Consider the following 23,755-nt stretch of genomic DNA (forward strand, 5'->3'; position numbering starts at 1 on the left):
CGCAGCCCCATATGTTTTCCATCATTGTCCATAGGAGGGAAATCATGGGCCGCCTGCATATCGGGACGATCTCCGTCATATCAGCATTGTCGCTGGGCCTGACCTCGGCTTTCGCCGCCTCGCCCGCACCAGTCGAAGCCGAGCACGGCATGGTCGTCACCGCCCAGCATTTGGCGACCGATGTCGGCGTCGAGGTGCTGAAGAGCGGCGGCAACGCCGTCGATGCGGCGGTCGCCGTCGGTTATGCCCTGGCGGTCGTCTATCCCTCGGCCGGCAATCTTGGCGGCGGCGGTTTCATGACCATCCGCCTGAAAGACGGTACGAAGACCTTCCTCGATTTCCGCGAACGCGCGCCGCTTGCCGCAACGAAGACCATGTATCTCGATGCCAAGGGCGATATCGTGCCGCGCGCCAGCCTCGACGGTTATCTCGCCGTCGGCGTACCCGGCTCCGTCATGGGATTGGAGACCGCACGCGAAAAATACGGCACGAAATCGCGCCAGGATCTGATCGCGCCGGCACTCCGTTTCGCCAAAGAGGGCTTCACGCTGGAACAGGGCGACGCTGCAAGTTTCGCCGGCAGCGCCAAACGCCTCGCCAAGGACGAGGCGGCAGCGAAGATCTTCCTGAAACCCGACGGCAAGCCCTATGCATCGGGTGAGAAACTCCTGCAGCCGGACCTTGCCGCCGTCCTGGCCGGCATCTCCGAAAAAGGTCCCGACGCCTTCTACAAGGCCGCGCCCGCCGAAGCGATCGTCAAGGCGAGCCAAGCCCAGGGCGGCATTCTCGCCAAGGAGGATTTCGAGCAATATGCCGTGCGCGAGTTGAAGCCGATCGAGTGCAATTACCGCGGCTACGACATCATCTCCTCGCCGCCGCCCTCCTCCGGCGGCGTGATCATCTGCGAGATCCTCAATGTTCTCGAAGGCTATCCGCTCTCCTATCTCGGCTACAATTCGGCCGAAACCGTACACATCATGGTCGAGGCGATGCGCTATGCCTATGTCGACCGCAATGCCGCACTCGGTGATCCCGATTTCGTCGAAAACCCGGTCACGAAACTGCTCGACAAGAAGTATGCCTTGGAAATCGCCGCCAAGATCGATCCGTACAAGGCCGGCACCTCGGCGAACCTCAAACCGCTCGGCGGCAAGGAAAGCACCGAGACGACGCATTATTCGATCATCGACGACGAGGGCAACGCGGTTGCCGTCACCTATACGCTGAACGGCTCCTTCGGCGCCGCCGTCGTGGCGCCGGGCACCGGCGTCCTGCTCAACAACGAGATGGACGATTTCACCTCCAAAACAGGCGTGCCGAACCTCTACGGACTGGTGCAGGGCGAGGCCAATGCCATCGCCCCGAAGAAGACGCCGCTCTCCTCGATGAGCCCGACGATCGTGACCCGGGACGGCAAACCCTTCATGGTGATCGGCAGCCCCGGCGGCTCGCGCATCATCACCATCACGCTGGAAGCGATCCTCAACGTCGTTGATTTCGGCATGGATATCAGCCAGGCGGTCAATGCTCCGCGTGTGCACCATCAATGGCAGCCCGACAAGATCTATCTCGAACCCTATGCGCTTTCGCCCGATACCGAAAAGACGCTCGCCGCCATGGGCTACAGTTTCGATGGCGGCAATGACGCGCCACAATGGGGCCAAGCCGCGGGCATCCTCGTCGGCGGCAAAAGCCTTGCCGCCATCGAAAAGGGTGGCGGCGCCCGGTATAACGGCGCCATGGACAGCCGCGCGGCGGAGGGGTCGGCGAACGGTTACTGACGACGGCGGATCGCCTGATCGACCAGGCACGATGCGGCTCCAAGAGCCGCAAAGGCAGCATCGCCATATTCATGTCACCGTGACAAAGTCGCCGTTCACAATTGGCTGGCCGCGCCCTATGCATGAGCGAACCCGCAAGCAGAAAGATTCCCGCATGGCCAGCATTGAAATGATTGTCGCAGCCCGCGCCCGCCTGCGCGGTCATATCAGACGCACGCCGCTTCTCTCTTCCCCCTTCCTCAACGAGATCGCCGGCCGGCGTCTGTTCGTGAAGGCGGAATGCCTGCAGCATACCGGTTCGTTCAAGTTTCGCGGCGGCTGGTCGGCGGTCTCCGGGCTCGATCCGGCGGTGCGCTCGAAGGGCGTCATCGCCTTCTCCTCCGGCAACCACGCCCAGGGTGTTGCGCTTGCGGCCAAGCTGCACAACGTCCCCTCCGTCATCATCATGCCGAGTGATGCGCCGAAGCTGAAGATCGCGAACACCCGCGCCTTCGGCGCCGAAGTCGTCCTTTACGACCGCGTCAACGAGGACCGCGACGAGATCGGCGCGAAACTTTCGGCCGAGCGCGGCCTGACGCTGATCAAACCCTTCGACGAACCGCTTGTCATTGCCGGCCAGGGCACGACCGGTCTCGAAATCTCCGAACAGGCCGAAGAGGAAGGCGTGACATCAGCCGAAGTTCTCGTTCCCTGCGGCGGCGGCGGATTGACCTCCGGAATCGCGCTCGCCCTGGAAGCCAGTGCCCCCGGCTTCCGCGTCCGCCCTTGCGAGCCGAAGGATTTCGACGACACCACCCGCTCGCTCGCCTCCGGCAGGATCGAACGCAACGCCTCGGTATCAGGCTCGATCTGCGATGCGATCGTCACGCCGCAGCCCGGCAACATCACCTTCCCGATCCTCAAGCGTCTCGCCGGCGCCGGCATCGTCGTCACCGACGAGGAAGCGCTGCGCGCCATGGCGCTCGCCTTCACACGGCTGAAGATCGTCGTCGAGCCCGGCGGCGCCGTGGCGCTGGCTGCCGCTCTCTTCCATGGCGAGGCGCTGGAAAGCGACACGGTCGTCGCCGTCACCTCAGGTGGCAACGTCGACGCTGATATCTTCGCCATGGCGCTCGAACGCTTCGGCTAGATAGCGCGCGGGCGACCGCCAGCCGCCCGCCTGGAGATGGAAACTGCAGATGTCATGCAGCCGGTTTGCGCGGCCGGATGCATCCCGTCTCTGCTAATGCTCCCGAAGCGCCCCGCGGATTGCGATTTCGACCGGCGAATAGGCGCCGTCCTGCCGTTCGAGGCGAAGCGGTTCGCAAGGCGCAAGGCCGGGCTGCGCCATGAAACGCGGCTCCCCGCCGCGATGCATCTGCGCAGCATGGATCAGGAACGGATGGCAGAGATAGACCGTGCCCGCCGGCCCTGTCGCCAGGGCCAGCGGTCGCTCTTCGCCGACATGTTCCAACCAGAGATGCGCCATTCCCGCTTCGCCCGCCGGCGCCAGAAGGCGGGCGATATCCTTGTGCGAACCGACGCGGATACGGGTCGGCGCATCCTCCTCCCCGACATCCGAAAACAGGAAGAGCATCAGCAACGCCCGCCCGCGCGAGGTGATGTTCACCCGCCATGCCGAAAAGTCCCTTTGCTCGTTCGGATCGCCATCCTCGCCGGGGAAGCTGAGGTCGACATGCCAGCCCGCATCGCCGGGATCATCGGGATGGGGAAAGCGGACCGGGAAGCTGCCAAGCCCATCGCGTGGTTGCCAGCGTCCCTTGCCGACGAGCTGGTCGAAGGCCAGATGCAATACCGGCGTATTGACGGCTTTCTCGAACGGTCCGCCGCCATAACCGGCAAGCCACACGACGGGCTGCGTCCACGTGCTTGGATCATCGGCATCGAAGGGAATATCGCGCCACATGATGGCACGAGCTTCCTCGGCCAATGCGCGGGGAAAAGCGTCGTCGATCCTGATGAAGCCGTCTTCGATGAATTGCTCGATCTGCGCAGCGCTCAGCGCCGGCGGGTAAACAGCTGATGTCATGAAAGCTCTCTCTATCGCCAAACCTGCCGGCTCTTTCCTTGGCCAGACGCAGGGTGGTTACAACAACGGCAACGAGCCAGCCGCGAAGGCTGGTCAGTAGCCGCATCTTCTGATGCCCGAAGGCAGAGCCTTTAGAGGCTCAAGAAGAAGATTGTCGCGATATTGAGGGTGATCGTCTTCATAGCGGTGCGAAGCTACAGGCTCGCGCTCGAAGGGTCAATGCGGAGATGTCAGGCCAGCACCTCGCGCAACGCACCATGCACCGACTGCAGTACGAGCTCGGCAAGGCGTGCCGCCGCCGGCTGCGGCTCGGCTTCCGCCCGGTGCAGGATCAGACCGAGCTTCGGCAAATCGGGCAGGCCGACCGTCTCGGGCGCCAGCGGCCGCACCTTCGCCGGCAGACCGATCGGCGTGCGGATGGTGAGACCGAGGCCTGCCGCCGTCGCGGCCCAGAGACCGCCCAGGCTGGGGCTGACGAAAGCGAGCCGCCAGGAAATGCCCGCCGCATCAAGCGCCCTGGTTGCTGCGCTCCGCAACAGGCACGGCGCCTCCAGCGAGGCAAGCGGCATCGGCTCACCACTTGCGGCCTGCCAGCCCGGCGGCCCCTCGGCAGGTCCGATCCAGCGCATCGGCACCTCGCCGATCCGCTCGCAATGGGCGGTCAGCGTGCCATCGCTCCAGGCAAGCGCCAGATCAAGCTTGCCTGATGTGACACGCTCGAGCAGCTCGGCATTGCGCACCACCCGCGCTTCGATGCGAACCTTCGGATGGGCACGCGCGAAGCGGCCGAGCACCTCCGGCAACAGGCTTTCGCCGAAGTCCTCCTGCAGGCCGAGCCGCACCCAGCCCTCCAGCTCGACGCTGTGAACAGCCGCAGCCGCCTCGTCGTTGAGTTCCAGCAGCCGCCTGGCATAGCCGAGCATCGTCTCGCCGGCATCGGTCAGCGCCAGCCCGCGCCCGGCCTTGCGGAAGATCGGCGTGCCCGCCTGTTCCTCCAGCTTCTTCAGCTGCGCGCTCACTGCCGAGGTCGACCGCCCGAGCCGCTCGGCCGCCTTGGCGAAATTACCGAGCTCCATGCCGGTCGAAAAGGTTCGAAGCACATCGAGATCGAAGGTCGTCCGCCGCATCTTATAATCCTATTTTTCAGGATCATTAATCCATAAAATTCTGATTTTCAGTATCATCGTGCCGTGCGATGGTTCTGCTGTCAAGGCCGACAGACGGCCCTAACCATGGAGATCCCGATGCCCTTCGTTCGCATTTCTCTTCGCAAAGGCAAGTCGCCGGACTATCTCACGGCGCTAGCCGACAGCATCCAGCGTGCACTGGTCGAGACCTTCGACGTGCCCGAAAACGACCGTTTCCAGACTATACACCAGCATGACGAGAACGAGCTGATCTTCGACCGCACCTACCTCTCCGGCCCGCGCTCCGCCGATTTCGTCTACATCTCCATCACGATCGGCAGGCCTCGCACGGCCGAGATGAAGGCGGCGCTCTATCGGCGGCTCGCCGAACTCCTGGCGCAATCGCCGGGCCTTCGGCCCGAGGATGTGATGATCGTCATCAGCACCAGCGCCCCGGAAGACTGGTCCTTCGGCGACGGCATCGCCCAGATGACCGACCCCGACTGGCGGCTGCGTGCGGTCGGAGGCCGGCAATGAGCGTTTCGAACCCGAAGATCATGACTGTTAGACGCTCCGGCAAGGCGGTCCGCTCGCCAGAGGGCGTCGCGACGGCGCCCTTCTGGGTCGAGATGCTGCTCGAAGGCAGCGCCGATGGCGAGAACACCGCGATGCGGGCGACGCTCGATCCCGGCACCATCACCCGTTGGCACACCCATCCCAGGGGTCAATTGCTCTATGTGCTCTCAGGTCATGGGTTGGCGCAGAACGACGGCGGCCCGATCGAAGCATTGCGTGCCGGCGATGCCGTCTGGTTTGCGCCCGGCGAGCGTCACTGGCATGGCGCCGCCGATGACAGCCCCTTCAGCTATATCAGCGTCCAGCCCACGGAAAACGGCAGCGTCGTCGAATGGCTGCAACCGGTGGAGAGACGGTCATGATCGCCATGCAATACGCCTTCACCCTGCCCGCCGATTACGACATGTCGATCATCGATCGCCGCATCCGCGACAAGGGTCCGCTGCTCGACGGCTTTCCCAATCTCGGTTTCAAAGCCTATCTCAGCGCTCGCAAGGGGGAGTTCGGCAGCCGCGACAATCTCTACGCGCCCTTCTATCTCTGGCAGAAGCCGGAAGGAGCAAGCGACTTCCTCTGCGGCCCCGGGTTCGAGGCTCTCACCAGCGCCTTCGGCTGGCCGCAGGTGAGGACCTGGATCGTCTGGCAGGCAGAAATCTCGTCCGATATCGCCTCAGCCAGGTTCGCCACACGCGATATCCTGCGGATGGAGCCTTACGCGCTGCTCGCCGATATCCGCCGCGCCGAAAGCGCAGAGGCTGCAGCCGACGTTGCGACAGCCGGCGCGCTCGCCTCGGTCTCCGCCTTCGAACCGACGAACTGGACACGGGTGCGCTTCAGGCTCTGGCGAGAGATTCCCGAGATTGACGAGCAAACGCAGGCCTATCGCGTCGGCCATCTATCCCTGGCCCGATCCTGAACTCAGACAGTTGCCCGGCGGTAGAAGGCCAGCGAACCGGCAAGCGCCAGCAGCGCACCACCACAGGCTCGCTCCAGCCACATGGCGCCTGAGGTTTTCAGGAAACGCACCGCTTGCGAGCCGAAGAAGGCGTAGCCGAACATGATGAGGAAATCGAGTGCGGCAAAGACCAGCGCAAGCAGCGCATATTGCGTTGCCTGCGGCAGGGCCGGATCGATGAACTGCGGCAGGAAGGCCGAGAAGAACAGATAGCCCTTCGGATTGGTCGCCGCGACCATGAAGCTTTTCAGTCCGATCGAGAAGGGCGATGTCGCACCCGCAGGCGCCCCGGACTTCAACGCCGCGTCGATCGTGCCCTTCGAGCGCAGCAGTATGATACCGAGAAAGGTGAGATAGGCAGCACCCGCCCATTTCAGCATCGAGAACCAGAATTCCGATGCCGCCAGCAGCGCACCGAGCCCGATCGCGACGGCGCCGATCAGCACGAAATCGGACAGCACCGCGCCGATCATGCCGGCAATCGCCCGGCGCAGGCCGTGCCTCGAACCGTTGGTCAATGCCAGCAGCACCGTCGGCCCCGGCGTCGCGATGCCGACGAAGGAAACAGCTGCAAAAGCCAGAAGCGTGACGATATCCATGATGATCCCTCCGAACCTGGAGCAATTCCAGCGCTAGGTTCGAAATTTGCACGTGTCGCCAACCTTGGCAATGCCGGCCCTTCAACGAAAAAGCCCGCCGCCTCTTGAGGCAGCGGGCTTTCGAAGGGACACGATCGGATCAGACGCCGCTCTGGCCGTCGGAGCCGATATAGGCAATGCGGATCATATTGGTGGCGCCGGGCGTGCCGAGCGGCACGCCGGCCGAGATGATGATGCGATCGCCCGGCTTGCCGAAACCTTCGTCGGCGACGATGCGGCAGGCACGATTGACCATGTCGTCAAGATCGGTCGCATCATGGGTGACGACGCAATGCAGGCCCCAGACGATGGCAAGCCGGCGCGCCGTCTTGATGATCGGCGACAGCGCCAGGATCGGCACCTGCGGACGCTCGCGCGAAGCGCGAAGGCCTGTCGTGCCCGACGAGGTGTAGCAGACGATTGCCGACAGTTTCAGCGTCTCGGCGATTTGGCGGGCGGCAAGCGAGATCGCGTCGGCGCCGGTCGCTTCCGGCTGGGCTCGCTGAGCATAGATGATGCCGGGATAATGCGGCTCGCGCTCGATGGCGGTGGCAATCGACGCCATCGTCGAAACGGCTTCGACGGGGTAGTCGCCCGAGGCCGATTCGGCCGAAAGCATGACGGCATCCGCACCTTCGAAGACGGCGGTCGCGACGTCGGAAACTTCAGCGCGCGTCGGCACCGGCGCCGAGATCATCGATTCCAGCATCTGGGTGGCGACGACCACCGGCTTGCCCGAACGGCGGCAGGCGCGGATCAACTGCTTCTGGATGCCGGGAACCGATTCGAGCGGCATTTCGACGCCGAGATCGCCGCGGGCGACCATCAACGCGTCGGAAAGCTCGATGATTTCCTCGATGCGTTCGAGAGCTTGCGGCTTCTCGATCTTCGACATCAGGCCGACACGGCCGCGGGCGATCTTGCGCACTTCGGCAAGGTCGTCCGGACGCTGGACGAAGGACAGTGCCACCCAGTCGACATCGTCGGTGGCGAGCACGGCGTCGAGGTCGGCGCGGTCCTTATCCGTCAATGCGCCGACGCCGAGCAGCGTGTCGGGAAGGCTGACGCCCTTGCGGTCGGAAATGCGCGTGCCCGAAATAACTGTCGTGACGATGCTCTTGCCGTCGCATTTTTCTGCGCGCAGAGCGAGCTTGCCGTCGTCGATCAGCAGGCGGTGGCCGGGCTGCACCGATTCCAGGATCTCCGGATGCGGCAGATAGACGCGGTTCTGATCGCCAAGCGCTTCGTTGTTGTCGAGCGTGAAGGTCTGGCCGGGCTTCAGGTCCACCTTGCTGTCGACGAACTTGCCGACGCGCAGTTTCGGCCCCTGCAGGTCGGCGAGAATGCCGATCGGCCGGCCGGAGCGCGCCTCGACCGAGCGGATGCGCTGGATGAGCGTACGCATCAGGTCGTGGCTCGCATGGCTCATATTGATGCGGAAGACATCCGCACCGGCCTGGTGCAGCTTCTCGATCATCGATTCCTCGGAGGAGGCTGGCCCGAGGGTGGCGAGGATTTTAATTTTGCGATTGCGCTTCATCAATTCTGGCTTTCTTGCGTCCCTGGGGTGTCGGAGAGCTGAACCATCCAGCTACCCTGGCGGCCCGTATCATATTCCTTGAATCCCATTTTCTGGTAACCGCGGGCATAACAATCCTGCACACCCGTGATCTTGAATTCGTTTTCCGCCACGCACATCTGCACGTCACCCGTCCATCGTCCCCCCCGGGCGGCGTCCTCTGCGTAGAGGTAATAATAGCGCGACTGCAATTCTCCCTCGATCAACGTAGCGCAGGTCGTTGCCGGCACCTGCCACCAGCCCTCCGTCACCCAGCCATCCTTGGCCCGGTATCCGATGGCGACGCCGACGAGATTCTGTGTTCCGTTGCAGACGCGAAAATCGGCGCGTGCGGCATCTGCGATAAAAAACGGCATGGCAGCTGCAAGAGCGAACAGAGCGAGACGGACCAGCGGCCCGGACCGCGTGAGGAAACTTGGCGCGGCTTGGATCAACACGGCTCCCAAATAGCTCCACGGTTATTCGTATCCGTGTCTTCTTGCGCCGCCGTCAAGCGAAAGTCAACGCAATGCTAATCGATTATATTTCCTTTCATATACCGCCTGTCGAGGGTGCGGCTCGACCTCTCCCCACCTGCCGCGCTTGAACCCGCCGCAGGTGCATGCGATCACTGCGCCCGACGGCGCAATGACGAACGGCAATTCCCTGATGGACGACTTCCAATCCTTCGAAATCCTATCCGGCAAACATGACAAAGGCATGGTGATCCTCGCAGATCACGCGATGAACCGCCTCCCCGCGCGATATGGCCGGCTCGGACTGCCCGACGCGGCTTTTGCCCGCCACATCGCCTATGACATCGGCATCGAGGGCCTGACGCGGCAGCTTTCGGCAAGACTCGGCGTGCCCGCCGTGCTCGGCGGCTTCTCGCGCCTGCTGATCGACCCGAACCGCGGCGAGGACGATCCGACGCTGATCATGAAAATATCAGACGGCGCCGTCATATCCGGCAACCATCCGATCACCCAGGAAGAGTGGGACCACCGCATCGAAACCTTCCATCGCCCCTATCACGATGCCGTGGCCGCAACGATCGACAGCGTGGCGAATGCCACCGGCCGGGCTCCGCTGGTGCTGTCGCTGCACTCCTTCACCCCGGCCTGGAAAGGTACTCCCCGCCCCTGGCACGCCGCCGTACTCTGGGACAGCGATCATCGCGCCGTCGGCCCGCTGCTTGACATGCTGCGCGCCGATCCCGATCTCGTGGTCGGTGACAACGAACCCTATGACGGGGCGCTGAAGGGCGATACCATGTACCGCCACTGCATGATTACGGGCATTCCGCACGCGCTGCTCGAGGTGCGCCAGGATCTGATGGGAGACGACGCCGGCATATCGGCATGGGCCGGACGCCTGGCGCCGATCTTTGCGGCGATGAATGCCGATCCCGCCTTGCACGGATACGACGTCCACCTCTCACGCACCGGTCCCTATTGAACGAAGGAGAGCGAAATGACCACGCTCAGCAAGGAACAGCAGACCGAATTCGAGGCCGCCGCCTTCCGCCGCCTCGTCGCACATCTTCGTGAACGCAGCGACGTTCAGAACATCGATCTGATGAATCTGGCCGGCTTCTGCCGCAACTGCCTGTCGAACTGGTATCGCGAAGCCGCCGAGGCCGAAGGTGTCGCCGTTACCAGGGACGAATCGCGCGAGATGGTCTATGGCATGCCCTATGAAGACTGGAAGAATCTTCACCAGAACGAGGCCTCGCCTGTGCAAAAGGCTGCTTTTGAACTGAACAACCCACACAAATAGCCCGGCTTGCCCCGAACAGGCTTGACCGTGACGCCGCTTCGCGGCAGTCACGTGCATCCAAAATTAATCACCGGAAAATCAGGAGAACACGATGTCTGATGCTCATGGCGTCGCCCGCGATCAGCTTCGCGCTTTCATCGAGCGCATTGAACGGCTGGAAGAAGAAAAGAAGACCATCGCCGACGATATCAAGGACGTCTATGGCGAAGCCAAGGGAATGGGCTTCGACACCAAGATCCTGAAGAAGGTCGTGGCGCTGCGCAAGAAGGACGAGCAGGAGCGCATGGAAGAGGAAGCAATCCTCGACACCTATCTGCACGCGCTCGGGATGATCGAGGCGCCGCCGGAAGGCTGATCCGCCGGCATACTGATGTCGACCAAGCCGCCGGGCCTTCGCCCGGCGGCTTTTCTTTTGCGTAGAATCCGCTTGGCCAAACGGCCATCTTGCCCGATCGAAGCAGCCAAAAGAAAAACCGCCGGATCGCTCCGGCGGTTTTTCGATATTTCCGTGATTGGCCGGCTCAATTCGTGTTGAACTTGCGCACTTCCATGAAGTTCACAGCCGTGCCGCTGAAGCGGGCCGGGTCGACCGAGGCGGTCTTGATATTGAAGCCCTCGGCGTAGACGGCGGTCGGCTGGGCGCGCATCGTCTGGCTGACGAAACGCGGCGCCTTGACCTGCTTGGAAGCCATTTCGAGCCGAGCGTTGGTAAGCGCCCACTGCGAAATCATCTTTTCCGTCAGCTTCGGCTCGGTGCGCACCGTCGTGCGGCTGGCATCCGCTGCTGCGGCTTCCTTGTGCGTCGGGCGACCACCCTTGGTGGGAAGGCCCTGTGCCACGGCGCTTTCGGCGGCCGGCTCGTCGAAACCATCGCCGAAGCTTGCCGACTTGGTCATCGGCGCCAAAGCTGCAAGCTCGAGCGGCGGCTTTGCAGCCGGCTTTTGCGTCATCGCGGCGTTGATCGCCTGCTCCACCGTGACCGGCCCCTTCGACGCGATCTCGCTTTCACCCTCATTCCGCTGCTGCTCGAGCGCATCGGCGACGGCAGGAGACAGCGCGTCCTGATCGGCTTCGTCGGCATCTGCTTCCGGATCGGCATCGGCGGCGGCAAGCAGGTTCTCGGCAACGGAGGGGCGTTCGATCGGCGTCGGAACCGGCAATCCGTTCGCACCCGTCAGCACGCTAGGATCGACGGACGCGACCTCGGCGTCGCCGGGCGCGCGGCGCGGGCCGAGAAGCGAGGGAACCGGAATGCTGTAGGCGCTGAGATCGGCGAATTGCTGCGGCGGCGCCTGGTCGGCCGGAAGGGCCGCCGCAAGAGCCTGCTGTGCGGCATTACCCGAAGGCGGTGCGACGAGCGCGCTCGCCACTTCGCTGCCGGCCGGCTGACCGCTGAATGCGGGGCGAACCTGCGGCACGGGCGCGTTCAGATCGGCGACTTCGGTCTGCTGCGGCTCGACCGGAGCGGGCTCAGCCGGGGCGGGCTCCGCCTTCGGCGGCGTCGCCTTGGCGACGGCAACAGGCGTCGAATCATCCGACTCGTCTTCCTGCTCGTCCGCTCCGCCGCCAAACAGCGCGGCAAACAGCGTCTTATGTTTTGGCGCCGATTCGGAAGCGCTGGCGATCTCTATCTGCGTGCCGCTGGCGCGGCGCTTATAGTCGGCCATCGCCTGCTGGTAGCCCGGTAGCGGCTTGCCGTCAGCCGGAATATGAATGGTATTGCCGTTGGGGAAGAGCCGGACCAGCTCGTCGCGGCTCATGCGCGGCCAGGCGCGAACACCACCGACATCCATGTGCACGAAGGGCGAGCCCGACTTCGGATAGAAACCAACGCCACCGACCTGCATCTTCATGCCGATGGCGCGCAGCGTCGCCAGCTTGACGTCGGGAATGAAGAAATCCATCGCCTTGCCGAGCATATGCTGGCTCTTTTCGGCGACCCCGGAATTGCGCGAGCGGCCGCGCAGCATCTCGTTGGTTCCCGGCGAACGGAAACCGCAGACGACGTTGATATAGTCCCTCGAACCGCTCTGGCGATAGACTTCCCAGATCAGGTCGAACAGGCGCGGGTCCATCTTCGTCGGCTGGTTCTTGCGCCAGTCGCGCAGGAAGCGGTTCAGCTGCTCCAGACCCTTGGGGTCGAACTTGCCGTTGCGCTTGTAGGTGATGACGGCTTTTTCGCCGGTATGAATGAAATAGAGCTTCAGGCTGCGGGTGTCGCCCGCTGCCTGCGAAGGTGTACCAACGAATACCGGTGAGGAAACCGCAAGCGCAAGAAGGGCGGCCGCTACCGTCCTTATTGCCTTTCCGCAAATGTTGGCGCCCAACGAACGCCAGCTCAAGCGCGAAGGCTTAGAATTCCCATTCAGATTCGGCAACTCGATCCCCGTCAGACAGACAATGTCCCGTACTGTCTCAGATGACTGTCAAATGCGGTCACACGATGGCAAAAATGCCACACATGATCAACCTTTTCTTTACATAGTGAACGAGCCACTAACAAGTGGTTTATGACCGGTAACAAATCGTGGTTGCCTTAGTCTTAACAAAAAGCGCTTAAGCCGCATCTTTCTGGGGATTATCGGGATCGATACCGTAATCCTTGAGCTTGCGATAAAGTGTGGATCGGCCAATGCCGAGCTTCCGTGCCACTTGACTCATCTGTCCGCGATAGAATTTGAGTGCGAATCGGATGAGTTCTTCCTCGACATCGGCAAGCTTGCGCACATCTCCGGCGGGATTGACGCTGGCGATCGCGTTTTCCGAGGCTTCGGACAGGCGGTGGTGGTGCACCTCCCCCGATATCGCCGCCCGGAACTCCTCACCATAGCTATCGTCGGGATCGAGGCCGGTATTGTCGGCAACCAGCGCCAGGTGATCCACCACCTCGTATTCCGGAAGCTGGGCGGCGATCTGCGGGAAGTCCGCCTCGGTCAGCTCCGGCCCTTCGGCCAGGACGACGGCCCTGAAGATCGCGTTTTCGAGCTGGCGGATATTGCCCGGCCAGTCATAGGCGGTCAGCAGCGCCAGCGCGCCTGAGTTCACCGTCATGCGGCGGCCGCTCTTCTGTTCGCTGGAGAAGCGATCGGCAAAGACACGCACCAGATTCGGAATATCTTCCTTGCGTTTGCGCAGCGCCGGAATGGTGATCGGGAAGACATTGAGGCGATAGTAGAGATCCTCGCGGAAATGGCCGTTCTTGACCTCCTCGATCAGATCCTTGTTGGTCGCCGAGATCAGGCGGACATTGACCTTGTGCGCGGTGCGCGCACCGACGGTCTCGATTTCGCCCTGCTGCACGGCGCGCAAGAGCTTCACCTGGACTTCGAGCGGCAGGTCGCCGATCTCGTCGAGGAAAATGGTGCCGCCGTCGGCTTCCATGAATTTGCCGATATGGCGTTCGGTCGCGCCGGTAAACGCGCCCTTCTCGTGACCGAAGAGAATACTCTCGACGAGATTATGCGGGATCGCCCCGCAATTGACGGTGACGAAGGGCTTGTTCGAGCGGTCGCCGCCGGACTGGATGGCGCGCGCCACCAGTTCCTTGCCGACGCCGGATTCGCCTTCGAGCACGACGGGAATGTTGGATTGGGCCGCCCGCTGGGCTAGATCGATGACGCGGATCATCGCCGGGCTTGCCGATACGATGTCGTCGAAGCCGACCGAGCCTGAGCGCGACCGGCGTCCGGCCCGCGCCTTCACCTCGCGCTGGTCGAGTTTCATCGCGTTCGAGATCGACGTGGCGATGCGTTCGGGCGAGACCGGCTTGACGACGAAATCGAAGGCGCCGGCGCGCATCGCCTGCACCACCGTTTCGATGCCGCCCTGACCCGTCTGCACGATGACCGGGATCTGCGTGCCGAACTCGTGAAGCGCGTCGAGGAATTCGAGGCCGGTCATCTCCGGCATCATCAGGTCGAGCACGATGACGTTGAAAAGGCCGCCGTCGCGTTTGACCATTTCCAGGCCGATACGGCCGTTCTCCGCCTGGTGCACGACATGGCCGTGACGCTCGATTGCGTTCTTGAGCAGGCGGCGCTGCACCGGGTCGTCCTCGACCACGAGGATTTGCCCTGCTCCCTTGAGCTCATTGTAACCGGTCATTGTCGCCTCACTTCATGCGAAACCATAAAGCGCACTCTGACAGAAAGGCTTGAACATCCAGTTTTGAGAAACAATTGCATTTTAACGATTGGAACGGGTCATTTTCGTGCCGAAGCGACGCCTTTCATGCGCCGAAAGTCCCTTGATGCGGGGGCTTCTCACGCTTACAGCGCTGCGCGTCTTTTCAGACGCGCAAAGGACGCTGTAACACTTTGAACCTGCGCATCGTGCTTTCCGAAAATCGATTCCGATTTTCGGGCCGATGCGCTAGACAATCAGACCTGTTATGAAAGTGGAGAGGAATTGCACCCATGAAAATCAAGCTCCCGCACGCCAGCCTTCTATTGTCGGCAGCAGCGCCAGCTGGGGCCGCCGATCCGGCGCTTGGCGATCTGCCGGTCTGGAAGCTGCAGGATCTCTACCCTTCCGCCACCTCCACCGCTTTCGTCGCCGACATGGAAAAGGCCGGCAAGGCGGCAATCGCCTTTGAAGAAAAATGGAAGGGCAAACTCGCTGAGGCCGCGACGAAGACCGGTGCCGAGGGCATCGGCGCGGCGCTGAAGGAATATGAGGCGCTTGACGATATCATCGGCCGCCTCGGCTCCTTTGCCGGCCTCACCTATTTCTCCGACACCACCAACCCGGCAAACGGCAAGCTCTACGGCGATGTGCAGGCCAAGATCACCGAATTTTCCGGCCACCTCCTGTTTTTCGCGCTGGAGCTGAACCGCATCGACGACGCGGTGGTCGACGCCTGCATGGCGAATGATCCCGCCGCCGGACACTATCGCCCTTGGCTGCTCGATCTCAGGAAGGACAAGCCCTACCAGCTCGACGACAGGCTGGAACAGCTCTTCCTCGAGAAGTCGATGACATCGGCCGCCGCCTTCAACCGCCTCTTCGACGAAACCATGGCGGAGCTTCGCTACGACATCGATGGCGAGAAAGTACCGCTCGAAGTGGCGCTGAACAGGCTGCAGGAAAAGGACCCTGAAGCCCGCCGCAAAGCGGCCATGGCGCTCGCCGAAACCTTCAAGGCGAATATCCGCACTTTCACGCTGATCACCAACACGCTTGCCAAGGACAAGGAGATCGCCGATCGCTGGCGCGGCTTCGAAGACATCGCCGACAGTCGCCACCTGGCAAACCGGGTGGAGCGCGAGGTCGTCGATGCGCTGGCCGCGGCCGTCCGTGAAGCCTATCCCCGCCTTTCGCATCGCTATTACAAGATGAAGGCGAAATGGCTCGGCATGGAGCAGATGAATTTCTGGGATCGCAACGCGCCGCTGCCGGAAACCTCCAGCGCCATCATCTCCTGGCCGGAGGCAAAGGACACGGTGCTTTCGGCCTACAGCAATTTCGCCCCGGAGATGGCTGCCATCGCCAAGCGCTTCTTCGACGAACAATGGATCGACGCCCCGGTCCGTCCCGGCAAGGCGCCAGGCGCCTTCGCCCATCCGACGGTTCCCTCGGCCCATCCCTATGTGCTCGTCAATTATATGGGCAAGCCGCGCGACGTAATGACGCTTGCCCATGAACTCGGGCACGGCGTGCACCAGGTTCTCGCCGGTGCGCAAGGGGCGCTGATGTGCCAGACGCCGCTGACGCTTGCCGAAACCGCGTCCGTCTTCGGCGAGATGCTGACCTTCCGCGCGCTTCTGCAAAAGACCACCGACACGCGCGAGCGCAAGGCGATGCTCGCCCAGAAGGTCGAGGACATGATCAACACGGTCGTGCGCCAGATCGCCTTCTACGAATTCGAGCGCAAGCTCCACACCGCCCGCAAATCAGGCGAACTGACAGCCGACGACATCGGTGAACTCTGGCTCTCCGTCCAGTCGGAAAGCCTCGGGCCGGCGATCAACATTTCGGAGGGTTACGAGACCTACTGGGCCTATATCCCCCACTTCATCCACTCGCCCTTCTATGTCTACGCCTATGCCTTTGGCGATTGCCTGGTGAATTCGCTCTATGCCGTCTACCAGAAGGCCGAGAAAGGCTTCCAGGAGAAGTATTTCGAACTGCTGAGGGCCGGCGGCACCAAGCATCACTCGGAATTGCTGAAGCCTTTCGGCCTCGACGCCACCGATCCGTCGTTCTGGAGCCAGGGCCTGTCGATGATCGAAGGGCTGATCGACGAGTTGGAAGCGTTGGATAGAGGCTGAGATCTCTTCTCCAAAGGCGGAAGGGCAGCAACGGGTCTCTTCTCCCCTCGGGGAGAAGGTGCCGGCAGGCGGATGGGGGGCGACACGGCTGAACCTCTCCTTCGCATGTGCTCAGGACGTCGCTCCGCTCCGCCCCCTCATCTGCCCTTTGGGCATCTTCTCCCCCGTGGGGAGAAGCGGAAAAATGCCTCACGCTCCCATTGGATTTTGAGCAATGAGGAGCAGAACAAATTGAAAGCGGCGCGTGGCTGACCAACCCTACATCCTCTTCCGCGACGACACGACCGGGCAGGTGATGCTTTTCGCCGAACCGGCCGAGATCATCGTTGCCAGCACGTGCGCCGAGTTATTTGCGGGCCTTGCCCGGATGGAGCAGGCCAAGGCCGAGGGCAAATGGCTTGCCGGCTATATGGCCTACGAGGTCGGATACTTCTTTGAGGAGAAACTCGCCCCCTTCGCTGGGGAACACCGCGAAACACCGCTGCTTTGCTTCGGCGTCTTCGATGCGCCGCAGCCGGATGCGCATCCGCTTGCCCAGCCCAAACAGCGTCTCGAAAACGAGGAATTCCTCACTGCTCCGAAAGCTGCCTGGGATTTCGATATATATAAAGAGCGCTTCGACCGACTCCACCAACATCTGCGGCTCGGCGACGCCTATCAGGCGAACCTTACCATGCCGGTCGAAGCCCGCTGGAACGGCGATCCCCGTGCCGCCTTCTGGTCGCTGATCGAACGCCAGCCGGTCAAATACGGCGCGCTGGTTGATCTCGGCGGTCCGGTCATCCTCTCGCGATCGCCCGAGCTTTTCTTCCGCACCGACGAACAGGGCTGGATCGAGACCCATCCGATGAAGGGTACGGCGAAACGCGGCGCCACCGCCGCCGAGGATGCCGAAATCATCGAGGCCATGCGCCGCGATATCAAGACGCAGGCGGAAAACCGCATGATCGTCGATCTCCTGCGCAACGATATCTCCCGCATCACCGAAGTCGGCACGCTCGACGTCCCGAAGCTTTTCGACATCGAGACTTATCCGACCGTCCACCAGATGGTGAGCCATGTGCAGGCAAGGCTCCGCCCCGATCTTTCGATCCGCGACATCTTTTCCGCGCTTTTTCCCTGCGGCTCGATCACCGGCGCGCCGAAGATGCGGGCAATGGAAATTCTCCATGCGCTCGAGGATGCCCCGCGCGACGCCTATTGCGGCGCAATCGGCATGATCTCGCCCGCCGGCGCCATGCGTTTTTCCGTCGCCATCCGCACCATCACGCTTTTTGAGGGCGGCAGGGCCGTCTTCAATGTCGGCGGCGGCATCGTCTTCGATTCGACCGCCGAGGCCGAATATGAGGAATGCCTGCTCAAGGCCCGCTTCGCTGTCGGCGATCAATGGATTGCACGATGATCGATTTTTCGTTGATCGAGACGCTGCGCTGGCAGCCGGGCGAGGGCTTCATCCGGCGGCAGTTGCATCTCGCCCGGCTTTCCCGCTCCGCCCGTCGCCTCGGCTTCCCGCAACCGGTCGACGCGGCGGCCAAGCTCGACCAAGCCGTTGCAGGCGCTACCGGTCCGCTGCGCATCCGCCTGACCTTCGACGCGCAAGGCCGCATCGAGGTGACGAGCGCCGCTTTCGTGCCACTGGCGCCCGATACCACCTGGATCGTCCGCCTCGCCGAGACCCGTCTGGATTCCGCCGACAGGCTGCTGCGGGTCAAGACCACGCGCCGTGCCGTCTACGAGAGAGCCCGCGCCGAATATGGGCCTGATGAGGCCGATGAAGTCATCCTGTTGAACGAGCACGACGAAGTCTGCGAGGGCACCATCACCTCGATCTTCCTCGACGACGGGAGCGGCATTCTGCGCACCCCGCCCATCTCCTGCGGCCTGCTCGCCGGCGTGCTGCGCACCGAACTCATCTGCCAGCGCAAGGCCCGCGTCGGCCGCCTCACGCTTGCCGATCTCGATGCCGGCACGCTTTATATCGGCAACTCGCTGCGTGGCCTGATCCGCGCAAACCTTCTGAGGCACTGACCATGTTCATTCTCTCCCTCACCTATCTCAAGTCCAACGATGAAGCCGACGGGCAGATGGAGCCGCATATGGCCTGGGTGAAGGGGGGTTATGCGAAGGGCTGGTTCCTCGCCTCCGGCCGCAAGGTGCCGCGCACCGGTGGCGTCATCCTGGCGATCGGCGAGCGCGCCGCGATCGAGGCCTATGTCGCCGCCGATCCCTTCACCATCCACGGCATCGCCGAATACGAAATCACCGAGCTTGCCGTAACGACGGTGGTCGAAGGGCTGGAAATCCTGAAGCGCTGAATCTACGCGAACCGATCGTGGATAGTCGCGCCGGCCTCCATCGCCGACCGATATTTGGCCTTTCCCCGTCAACGCTCTTTATTGTGACGTCGTTTTGTGATTAGAGCCGGTCACTTCGCACTCTCTGCGGCAATTTCAAATAATTCTTCGGGCTGAACGCCTTCGTCGCCTTCCACAGGAGAAAAGAATGACGGAACAGAACTATCCGGTATATGCCGAAATTACCGGTCCGATCGTGATGATCGGCTTTGGCTCCATCGGCCGCGGCACCCTGCCCCTGATCGAGCGCCATTTCAAATTCGACAAGAGCCGGATGGTCGTCATCGACCCGCGCGAAGAGCCCTCCGACATGGAGATCCTGAAGAAGCATGGCGTTCGCCATATCAAGGAATATGTCACCAAGGAGAATTACAAGGAACTGCTGAAGCCGCTGCTGACGGAAGGCGAAGGCCAGGGTTTCTGCGTCAACCTCTCGGTCGACACCTCCTCGCTCGACCTCATCAAGCTCTGCCGCAAGCATGACGTGCTCTACGTCGACACCGTCGTCGAACCCTGGCTCGGCTTCTATTTCGACAAGGGTATGAGCAATGCCGACCGCACCAACTATGCGCTGCGCGAAACCGTGCGCAAGGAAAAGGCGAAGAACCCGGGCGGCGCCACCGCCGTCTCCACCTGCGGCGCCAATCCGGGCATGGTCTCCTGGTTCGTCAAGCAGGCGCTCGTCAACCTCGCCAACGACACCGGCCTGAAATTCGACGAGCCGGACCAGCACGATCGCGAAGGCTGGGCAAAGCTGATGAAGAAGCTCGGCGTCAAGGGCGTCCACATCGCCGAGCGTGATACCCAGCGCACCAAGCATCCGAAGCCGCTCAACGTCTTCTGGAACACCTGGTCCGTCGAAGGCTTCATCTCCGAAGGCATGCAGCCGGCCGAACTCGGCTGGGGCACCCATGAAGAGTGGATGCCGAAGAATGCCAAGAAGCACAAGAAGGGCAACAAGGCGGCGATCTACCTGGAACAGCCGGGCGCCAACACCCGCGTGCGGACCTGGTGCCCGACGCCCGGCCCGCAATATGGCTTCCTCGTCACCCACAATGAGTCGATCTCGATCGCCGACTATTTCACCGTGCGCGACAAGGACGGCGAAGTGACCTTCCGCCCGACCTGCCACTATGCCTACCACCCGGCCAACGACGCCGTGCTCTCGCTGCATGAGATGTTCGGCAATGGCGGCACCCCGCAGCCGGTCCATCACGTTCTCGACGAGGACGAGCTCGAGGACGGCATCGACGAACTCGGCGTCCTGCTCTACGGTCATGAGAAGAACGCCTACTGGTACGGCTCGCGGCTGTCGCTGGAAGAAACCCGCCGCATCGCGCCCTACCAGAACGCCACCGGCCTGCAGGTCACATCAGCCGTTCTCGCCGGCATGGTCTGGGCGCTGGAAAACCCGACAGCCGGCATCGTCGAAGCCGACGAGATCGACTACAAGCGCTGCCTCGAAGTGCAGATGCCCTATCTCGGCCCGGTCGAAGGTCACTACACCGACTGGACACCCCTCGACGGCCGTCCGGGCCTCTTCCCGGAAGATATCGACACCAAGGATCCGTGGCAGTTCCGGAACATTCTGGTTCGCTGAGATCAGTTCCTCGGCTTTGACAATGCCCGCCGCAAGGCGGGCATTTTTGTAACGCCTGCTGTCTAAATGCTGGCCGCTGCCCCTCCAAGGCTTGCCTTCAAGCCGGGCGCGCGCCATGTTTTGCCCGAACTTGGCGGGTGTCCGCCGCGCCGATTCGCCGGGAGAAGCCTTATGAAAATCAGAACTGGTCTCGTTCTTGTCGGCGCAGCCGCCGCTCTTGCCGCCTGTGTTTCATCGGAGCCGCGTCGCCTGCCGGTTGCAACCGCACCCGTCGCCACCGGCGTCGAAGGCAATTGGAGCGATCCGAACGGCATCGTTTCCACCTTCCAGGGCGGCACTTTCACCACCCGCACCACCGATAGCAACCAGCTTCTCGCCTCGGGCACCTATATCAACACTTCGCCGACCCTGGTCGAGATCAACATGACCTCGCTGGTGCGCAAGACCCAGTCCAAGGTCAATTGCGCTCTCGTCAATCCGAGCCAGTTGAACTGCACCTCCGATTCCGGCGCACAGTTCACGCTTTCCCGCCGCGGCTGAAAGATGAGGCGATAGGCTAGGCACACCATGCGGGCCTTCGCCTTTTACCTCGTTCTGCTGCTTGCAATGCCGCTTGCGGCACTTGCCGTTATTTTGCCGGCCAATGTCTATCGTGCCCAGGGCATCGCCGCTCCCGATTGCGACGGGCCGCTGCAGGTGCTGATCTTCGCCGTACCGGCAATCCTGATTTATGGTGCGGGCGCATTTCTGGTCTACCGGACCGGCCGGCGCTTTCATCGCCTCTTTGCCCTTTTCTGTTTGGTCATCGCGCTGGCGACAGTTCCGAATATTGCCGAGGCCGTACACGAACTCTACCGAAACGCGGCCGATGGCGAATGCCAGGGATAAGCAGCCCGGCTTTTTTGCCCTGTCCCCTTGGAAAGCGCCCTGCCTGGCCCAGCTTTCTCTTGCGGTTGCACATCGTCTGATGGAACAATCCGAAGGCCGGGCAATCGCCCCGGCGCACAATGAAAGGGAACGGCGAGGGATCAGGGGAATCTTTCGCCTCAATCAGGAGAACAGGGATGACGAAGTCTTTCAGCTTCGGTCTTTTGACCGCGTCCATGCTGGCGCTGAGCGCGGGTGCCGCCTTTGCGGATTACGAACTTAATATTCTTCATATCAACGATTTCCATTCGCGCATCGAATCGATCAACAAATTCGACTCCACCTGCTCGGCCGAGGAGGAAGGCAAGAAGGAATGCTTCGGGGGTGCTGCCCGCCTGAAGACCGCGATCGACCAGCGCCGTCAGGCGCTATCCGGCAAGAACGTCGTCCTCCTGAACGCCGGCGACAATTTCCAGGGCTCGCTGTTCTACACGACCTACAAGGGAGCGGCCGAAGCCGAATTCCTCAACCTGATGAAGTTCGACGCCATGACCGTCGGCAATCATGAATTCGACGACAGCGAGGACGGGCTTGCGACCTTCCTCGACAAGGTGCAGTTCCCTGTCGTGACGGCGAACGTCAAGGCGACGGCTGCCTCCAAGCTCGGCGACCGCATCAAGCCCTCGCTGGTGCTCGATGTCGGCGGCCAGAAGATCGGCATCGTCGGCGCCGTAACCAATGATACCCCCGAGCTGTCCTCCCCCGGTCCGAACGTCACGATATCAGATGACGTCCAGGCCATTACGTCAGCCGTCCAGGATCTGAAGGGCCAGGGCGTCAACAAGATCATCGCGCTGACCCATGTCGGTTATCCCCGCGATCTCGCCCTGATCGCCAAGATTCCGGACGTCGATGTCGTCGTCGGCGGCCACTCCCATAGCCTGCTCTCCAACACCGACCCGAAGGCCGAAGGCCCCTATCCGACGATGGTCGACAATCCCGGCGGCTACAAGGTGCCGGTCGTCCAGGCCGCTTCCTACAGCAAGTATCTCGGCGATCTCGTCGTCAATTTCGACGACAACGGCGTCGTCAAGGATGCCAAGGGCGATCCAATCCTGATCGATTCCACCTTCACGCCCGATCCGGCTGTCATTACCCGCATCGCCGAACTGGCAAAGCCGATCGAGGAACTGCGCAACAAGGTCATCGGCTCCTCCGAAAGCCCGATCGAGGGCGATCGCAAGGTCTGCCGCGTCAAGGAATGCTCGATGGGCAATCTGGTGGCTGACGCCATGCTCGACCGTACGAAGAACCAGGGTGTCACCATCGCCGTCCAGAACGGTGGCGGCCTGCGCGCGTCGATCGACGGCGGCGAGGTCACCCAGGGCGAGGTCATCACCGTCCTGCCTTTCCAGAACACGCTCGCCACTTTTGAATTGACCGGCGCAGACGTCGTCAAGGCGCTCGAAAACGGCGTCAGCCAGATCGACCAGAGCGCCGGCCGCTTTCCGCAGGTCGCCGGCCTGAAATTCTCCTTCGACCCGTCGAAGCCCGCCGGCGGCCGTGTCAGCGATGTTCAGGTGAAGGACGGCGCCAATTTCGCGCCGATCGATCCGGCCAAGACCTACAAACTCGCCACCAACAACTTCATGCGGGCCGGCGGCGACGGCTATTCGATCTTCAAGGAGGGCCAGAACGCCTATGATTTCGGCCCGGATCTTGCCGATGTGACCGCGGCATACGTCGCCGCGCATTCGCCCTATAAGCCATACACGGATGGCCGCATCGCGGAACTGGCGCAGGCAGCGCCGGCCCCCTCCGCTTCCGAACCGGCGCCTGCTGCACCGGCTGCTCCTGCTCCATCCACAGAGCCGGCTCCCGCACCCGTTGCACCGGCACCTGCCGCTCCGGCACCAGCGGAACCCGCACCGGCGCCGGCAGCCTCCGCACCTGCCGCAACGACGCCGTCCACCCACGTCATTGCCGCCGGCGACACATTCTGGGATCTCGCCGTAACCTTCTATGGCGACGGCACGTTGTGGCGGAAGCTGTCGGATGCCAACGGCAAGCCGAACCCACGCCACCTGACGGTTGGCAAGGAGATCGAGGTTCCCGCCAAGTAAGACGATTTGTCCCGATGCCACTGGCCGGTCCGGGGTTTCCCGGGCCGGCTTTTCTTTCTATAGGGTGAACCACGATCTCCAGGCTGCGTATGAGCTGAC

At 62.4% G+C, this 23,755-nt stretch carries 23 protein-coding genes; 16 read left to right on the forward strand and 7 right to left on the reverse strand.

Going from position 1 to position 23,755, the window contains the following annotated elements:
• The first annotated feature begins 44 nt into the window (after positions 1 to 44).
• A complete protein-coding gene (gene ggt / locus FHT69_RS26710; RefSeq protein ID WP_183906188.1) occupies positions 45 to 1,781 on the forward strand; it encodes a gamma-glutamyltransferase in 1,737 nt (578 codons plus the stop codon).
• A gap of 154 nt (positions 1,782 to 1,935) precedes the next feature.
• Positions 1,936 to 2,910, forward strand: a complete 975-nt coding sequence (locus FHT69_RS26715; RefSeq protein ID WP_047616430.1) for a threonine/serine dehydratase — start codon at positions 1,936 to 1,938, stop codon at positions 2,908 to 2,910.
• Between the two features lie 93 nt (positions 2,911 to 3,003).
• Here the strand turns inward: FHT69_RS26715 and FHT69_RS26720 are convergent, their stop codons facing one another.
• Together FHT69_RS26720 and FHT69_RS26725 are read right to left on the reverse strand one after the other, a co-directional pair.
• Positions 3,004 to 3,810 (reverse strand): phytanoyl-CoA dioxygenase family protein, encoded by an 807-nt coding sequence (locus FHT69_RS26720; protein ID WP_047616428.1) that lies wholly within the window; start codon positions 3,808 to 3,810, stop codon positions 3,004 to 3,006.
• Between the two features lie 230 nt (positions 3,811 to 4,040).
• Positions 4,041 to 4,937, reverse strand: coding sequence for a LysR substrate-binding domain-containing protein (locus FHT69_RS26725; protein ID WP_047616427.1), 897 nt, complete (start codon positions 4,935 to 4,937; stop codon positions 4,041 to 4,043).
• 117 nt (positions 4,938 to 5,054) lie between these two features.
• Here FHT69_RS26725 and FHT69_RS26730 point away from each other — a divergent pair, with 117 nt between their 5' ends.
• Genes FHT69_RS26730 through FHT69_RS26740 form a run of 3 tightly spaced genes read left to right on the forward strand, consistent with a single transcriptional unit; the run spans position 5,055 to position 6,429 of the window.
• Positions 5,055 to 5,474: a tautomerase family protein gene (locus FHT69_RS26730; protein ID WP_028755989.1), complete on the forward strand. Its 420-nt coding sequence runs from the start codon at positions 5,055 to 5,057 to the stop codon at positions 5,472 to 5,474.
• Positions 5,471 to 5,875: a cupin domain-containing protein gene (locus tag FHT69_RS26735; RefSeq protein ID WP_047616424.1), complete on the forward strand. Its 405-nt coding sequence runs from the start codon at positions 5,471 to 5,473 to the stop codon at positions 5,873 to 5,875. Before FHT69_RS26730 ends, FHT69_RS26735 begins: the two co-directional genes overlap by 4 nt.
• Complete coding sequence (locus FHT69_RS26740; RefSeq protein ID WP_047616422.1) at positions 5,872 to 6,429, forward strand: DUF4865 family protein; 558 nt, start codon at positions 5,872 to 5,874, stop codon at positions 6,427 to 6,429. Before FHT69_RS26735 ends, FHT69_RS26740 begins: the two co-directional genes overlap by 4 nt.
• A 2-nt stretch (positions 6,430 to 6,431) precedes the next feature.
• Here FHT69_RS26740 and FHT69_RS26745 read toward each other — a convergent pair whose 3' ends face one another.
• The 3 genes from FHT69_RS26745 to FHT69_RS26755 form a co-directional block, all read right to left on the reverse strand.
• Positions 6,432 to 7,067, reverse strand: a complete 636-nt coding sequence (locus FHT69_RS26745) for a LysE family translocator (RefSeq protein WP_183906189.1) — start codon at positions 7,065 to 7,067, stop codon at positions 6,432 to 6,434.
• 139 nt (positions 7,068 to 7,206) lie between these two features.
• The gene (pyk, locus tag FHT69_RS26750; RefSeq protein ID WP_028755993.1) at positions 7,207 to 8,646 is read right to left on the reverse strand and encodes a pyruvate kinase; all 1,440 of its coding nucleotides are present in this window, start codon (positions 8,644 to 8,646) and stop codon (positions 7,207 to 7,209) included.
• Positions 8,646 to 9,131: a DUF1036 domain-containing protein gene (locus FHT69_RS26755; protein WP_017967841.1), complete on the reverse strand. Its 486-nt coding sequence runs from the start codon at positions 9,129 to 9,131 to the stop codon at positions 8,646 to 8,648. Before FHT69_RS26755 ends, pyk begins: the two co-directional genes overlap by 1 nt.
• Before the next feature lie 202 nt (positions 9,132 to 9,333).
• On the opposite strand from FHT69_RS26755, the gene FHT69_RS26760 reads away from it, so the two are divergent.
• The 3 genes from FHT69_RS26760 to FHT69_RS26770 all read left to right on the forward strand — a co-directional run bounded on the left by FHT69_RS26760 (position 9,334) and on the right by FHT69_RS26770 (position 10,798).
• A complete protein-coding gene (locus FHT69_RS26760; protein WP_183906235.1) occupies positions 9,334 to 10,122 on the forward strand; it encodes an N-formylglutamate amidohydrolase in 789 nt (262 codons plus the stop codon).
• Between the two features lie 15 nt (positions 10,123 to 10,137).
• Positions 10,138 to 10,443 carry a DUF1244 domain-containing protein gene (locus FHT69_RS26765; RefSeq protein WP_028755995.1) on the forward strand — a complete coding sequence of 102 codons (306 nt, stop codon included), beginning with the start codon at positions 10,138 to 10,140 and terminating at the stop codon, positions 10,441 to 10,443.
• Positions 10,444 to 10,534: 91 nt separating this feature from the next.
• A complete protein-coding gene (locus tag FHT69_RS26770; protein WP_008533181.1) occupies positions 10,535 to 10,798 on the forward strand; it encodes a DUF2312 domain-containing protein in 264 nt (87 codons plus the stop codon).
• Between the two features lie 166 nt (positions 10,799 to 10,964).
• On the opposite strand, the gene FHT69_RS26775 is transcribed toward FHT69_RS26770, so the two are convergent.
• Together FHT69_RS26775 and FHT69_RS26780 are read right to left on the reverse strand one after the other, a co-directional pair.
• Complete coding sequence (locus FHT69_RS26775; protein WP_183906190.1) at positions 10,965 to 12,821, reverse strand: DUF882 domain-containing protein; 1,857 nt, start codon at positions 12,819 to 12,821, stop codon at positions 10,965 to 10,967.
• Between the two features lie 178 nt (positions 12,822 to 12,999).
• Entirely contained in the window at positions 13,000 to 14,547 is a 1,548-nt protein-coding gene (locus tag FHT69_RS26780) for a sigma-54-dependent transcriptional regulator (protein WP_183906191.1), read from the reverse strand.
• Positions 14,548 to 14,858: 311 nt separating this feature from the next.
• Here FHT69_RS26780 and FHT69_RS26785 point away from each other — a divergent pair, with 311 nt between their 5' ends.
• From FHT69_RS26785 to FHT69_RS26820, 8 genes are all read left to right on the forward strand, one after another.
• On the forward strand, positions 14,859 to 16,712 hold the full coding sequence (locus FHT69_RS26785) for a M3 family oligoendopeptidase (RefSeq protein ID WP_097543095.1): 1,854 nt from the start codon (positions 14,859 to 14,861) through the stop codon (positions 16,710 to 16,712).
• A 295-nt stretch (positions 16,713 to 17,007) separates the two neighbouring features.
• Complete coding sequence (locus tag FHT69_RS26790) at positions 17,008 to 18,114, forward strand: aminodeoxychorismate synthase component I (protein ID WP_210304352.1); 1,107 nt, start codon at positions 17,008 to 17,010, stop codon at positions 18,112 to 18,114.
• Positions 18,111 to 18,740, forward strand: coding sequence for an aminotransferase class IV family protein (locus FHT69_RS26795; RefSeq protein ID WP_132575512.1), 630 nt, complete (start codon positions 18,111 to 18,113; stop codon positions 18,738 to 18,740). The genes FHT69_RS26790 and FHT69_RS26795 overlap by 4 nt, the downstream gene beginning before the upstream one ends.
• Positions 18,741 to 18,742: 2 nt before the next feature.
• Positions 18,743 to 19,027, forward strand: coding sequence for a YciI family protein (locus FHT69_RS26800; RefSeq protein ID WP_132575510.1), 285 nt, complete (start codon positions 18,743 to 18,745; stop codon positions 19,025 to 19,027).
• A 187-nt stretch (positions 19,028 to 19,214) separates the two neighbouring features.
• Positions 19,215 to 20,666, forward strand: a complete 1,452-nt coding sequence (locus FHT69_RS26805) for a homospermidine synthase (protein WP_028758600.1) — start codon at positions 19,215 to 19,217, stop codon at positions 20,664 to 20,666.
• A gap of 171 nt (positions 20,667 to 20,837) precedes the next feature.
• A complete protein-coding gene (omp10, locus tag FHT69_RS26810; RefSeq protein WP_028756665.1) occupies positions 20,838 to 21,206 on the forward strand; it encodes an outer membrane lipoprotein Omp10 in 369 nt (122 codons plus the stop codon).
• Positions 21,207 to 21,233: 27 nt separating this feature from the next.
• The gene (locus FHT69_RS26815; protein ID WP_028756666.1) at positions 21,234 to 21,554 is read left to right on the forward strand and encodes a hypothetical protein; all 321 of its coding nucleotides are present in this window, start codon (positions 21,234 to 21,236) and stop codon (positions 21,552 to 21,554) included.
• Positions 21,555 to 21,730: 176 nt separating this feature from the next.
• Positions 21,731 to 23,656 (forward strand): bifunctional UDP-sugar hydrolase/5'-nucleotidase, encoded by a 1,926-nt coding sequence (locus FHT69_RS26820; RefSeq protein ID WP_168332536.1) that lies wholly within the window; start codon positions 21,731 to 21,733, stop codon positions 23,654 to 23,656.
• Positions 23,657 to 23,755: the final 99 nt, after the last annotated feature.

Source organism: Rhizobium sp. BK008 (genome assembly GCF_014197345.1).
GTDB classification, from domain to species: domain Bacteria; phylum Pseudomonadota; class Alphaproteobacteria; order Rhizobiales; family Rhizobiaceae; genus Rhizobium; species Rhizobium anhuiense.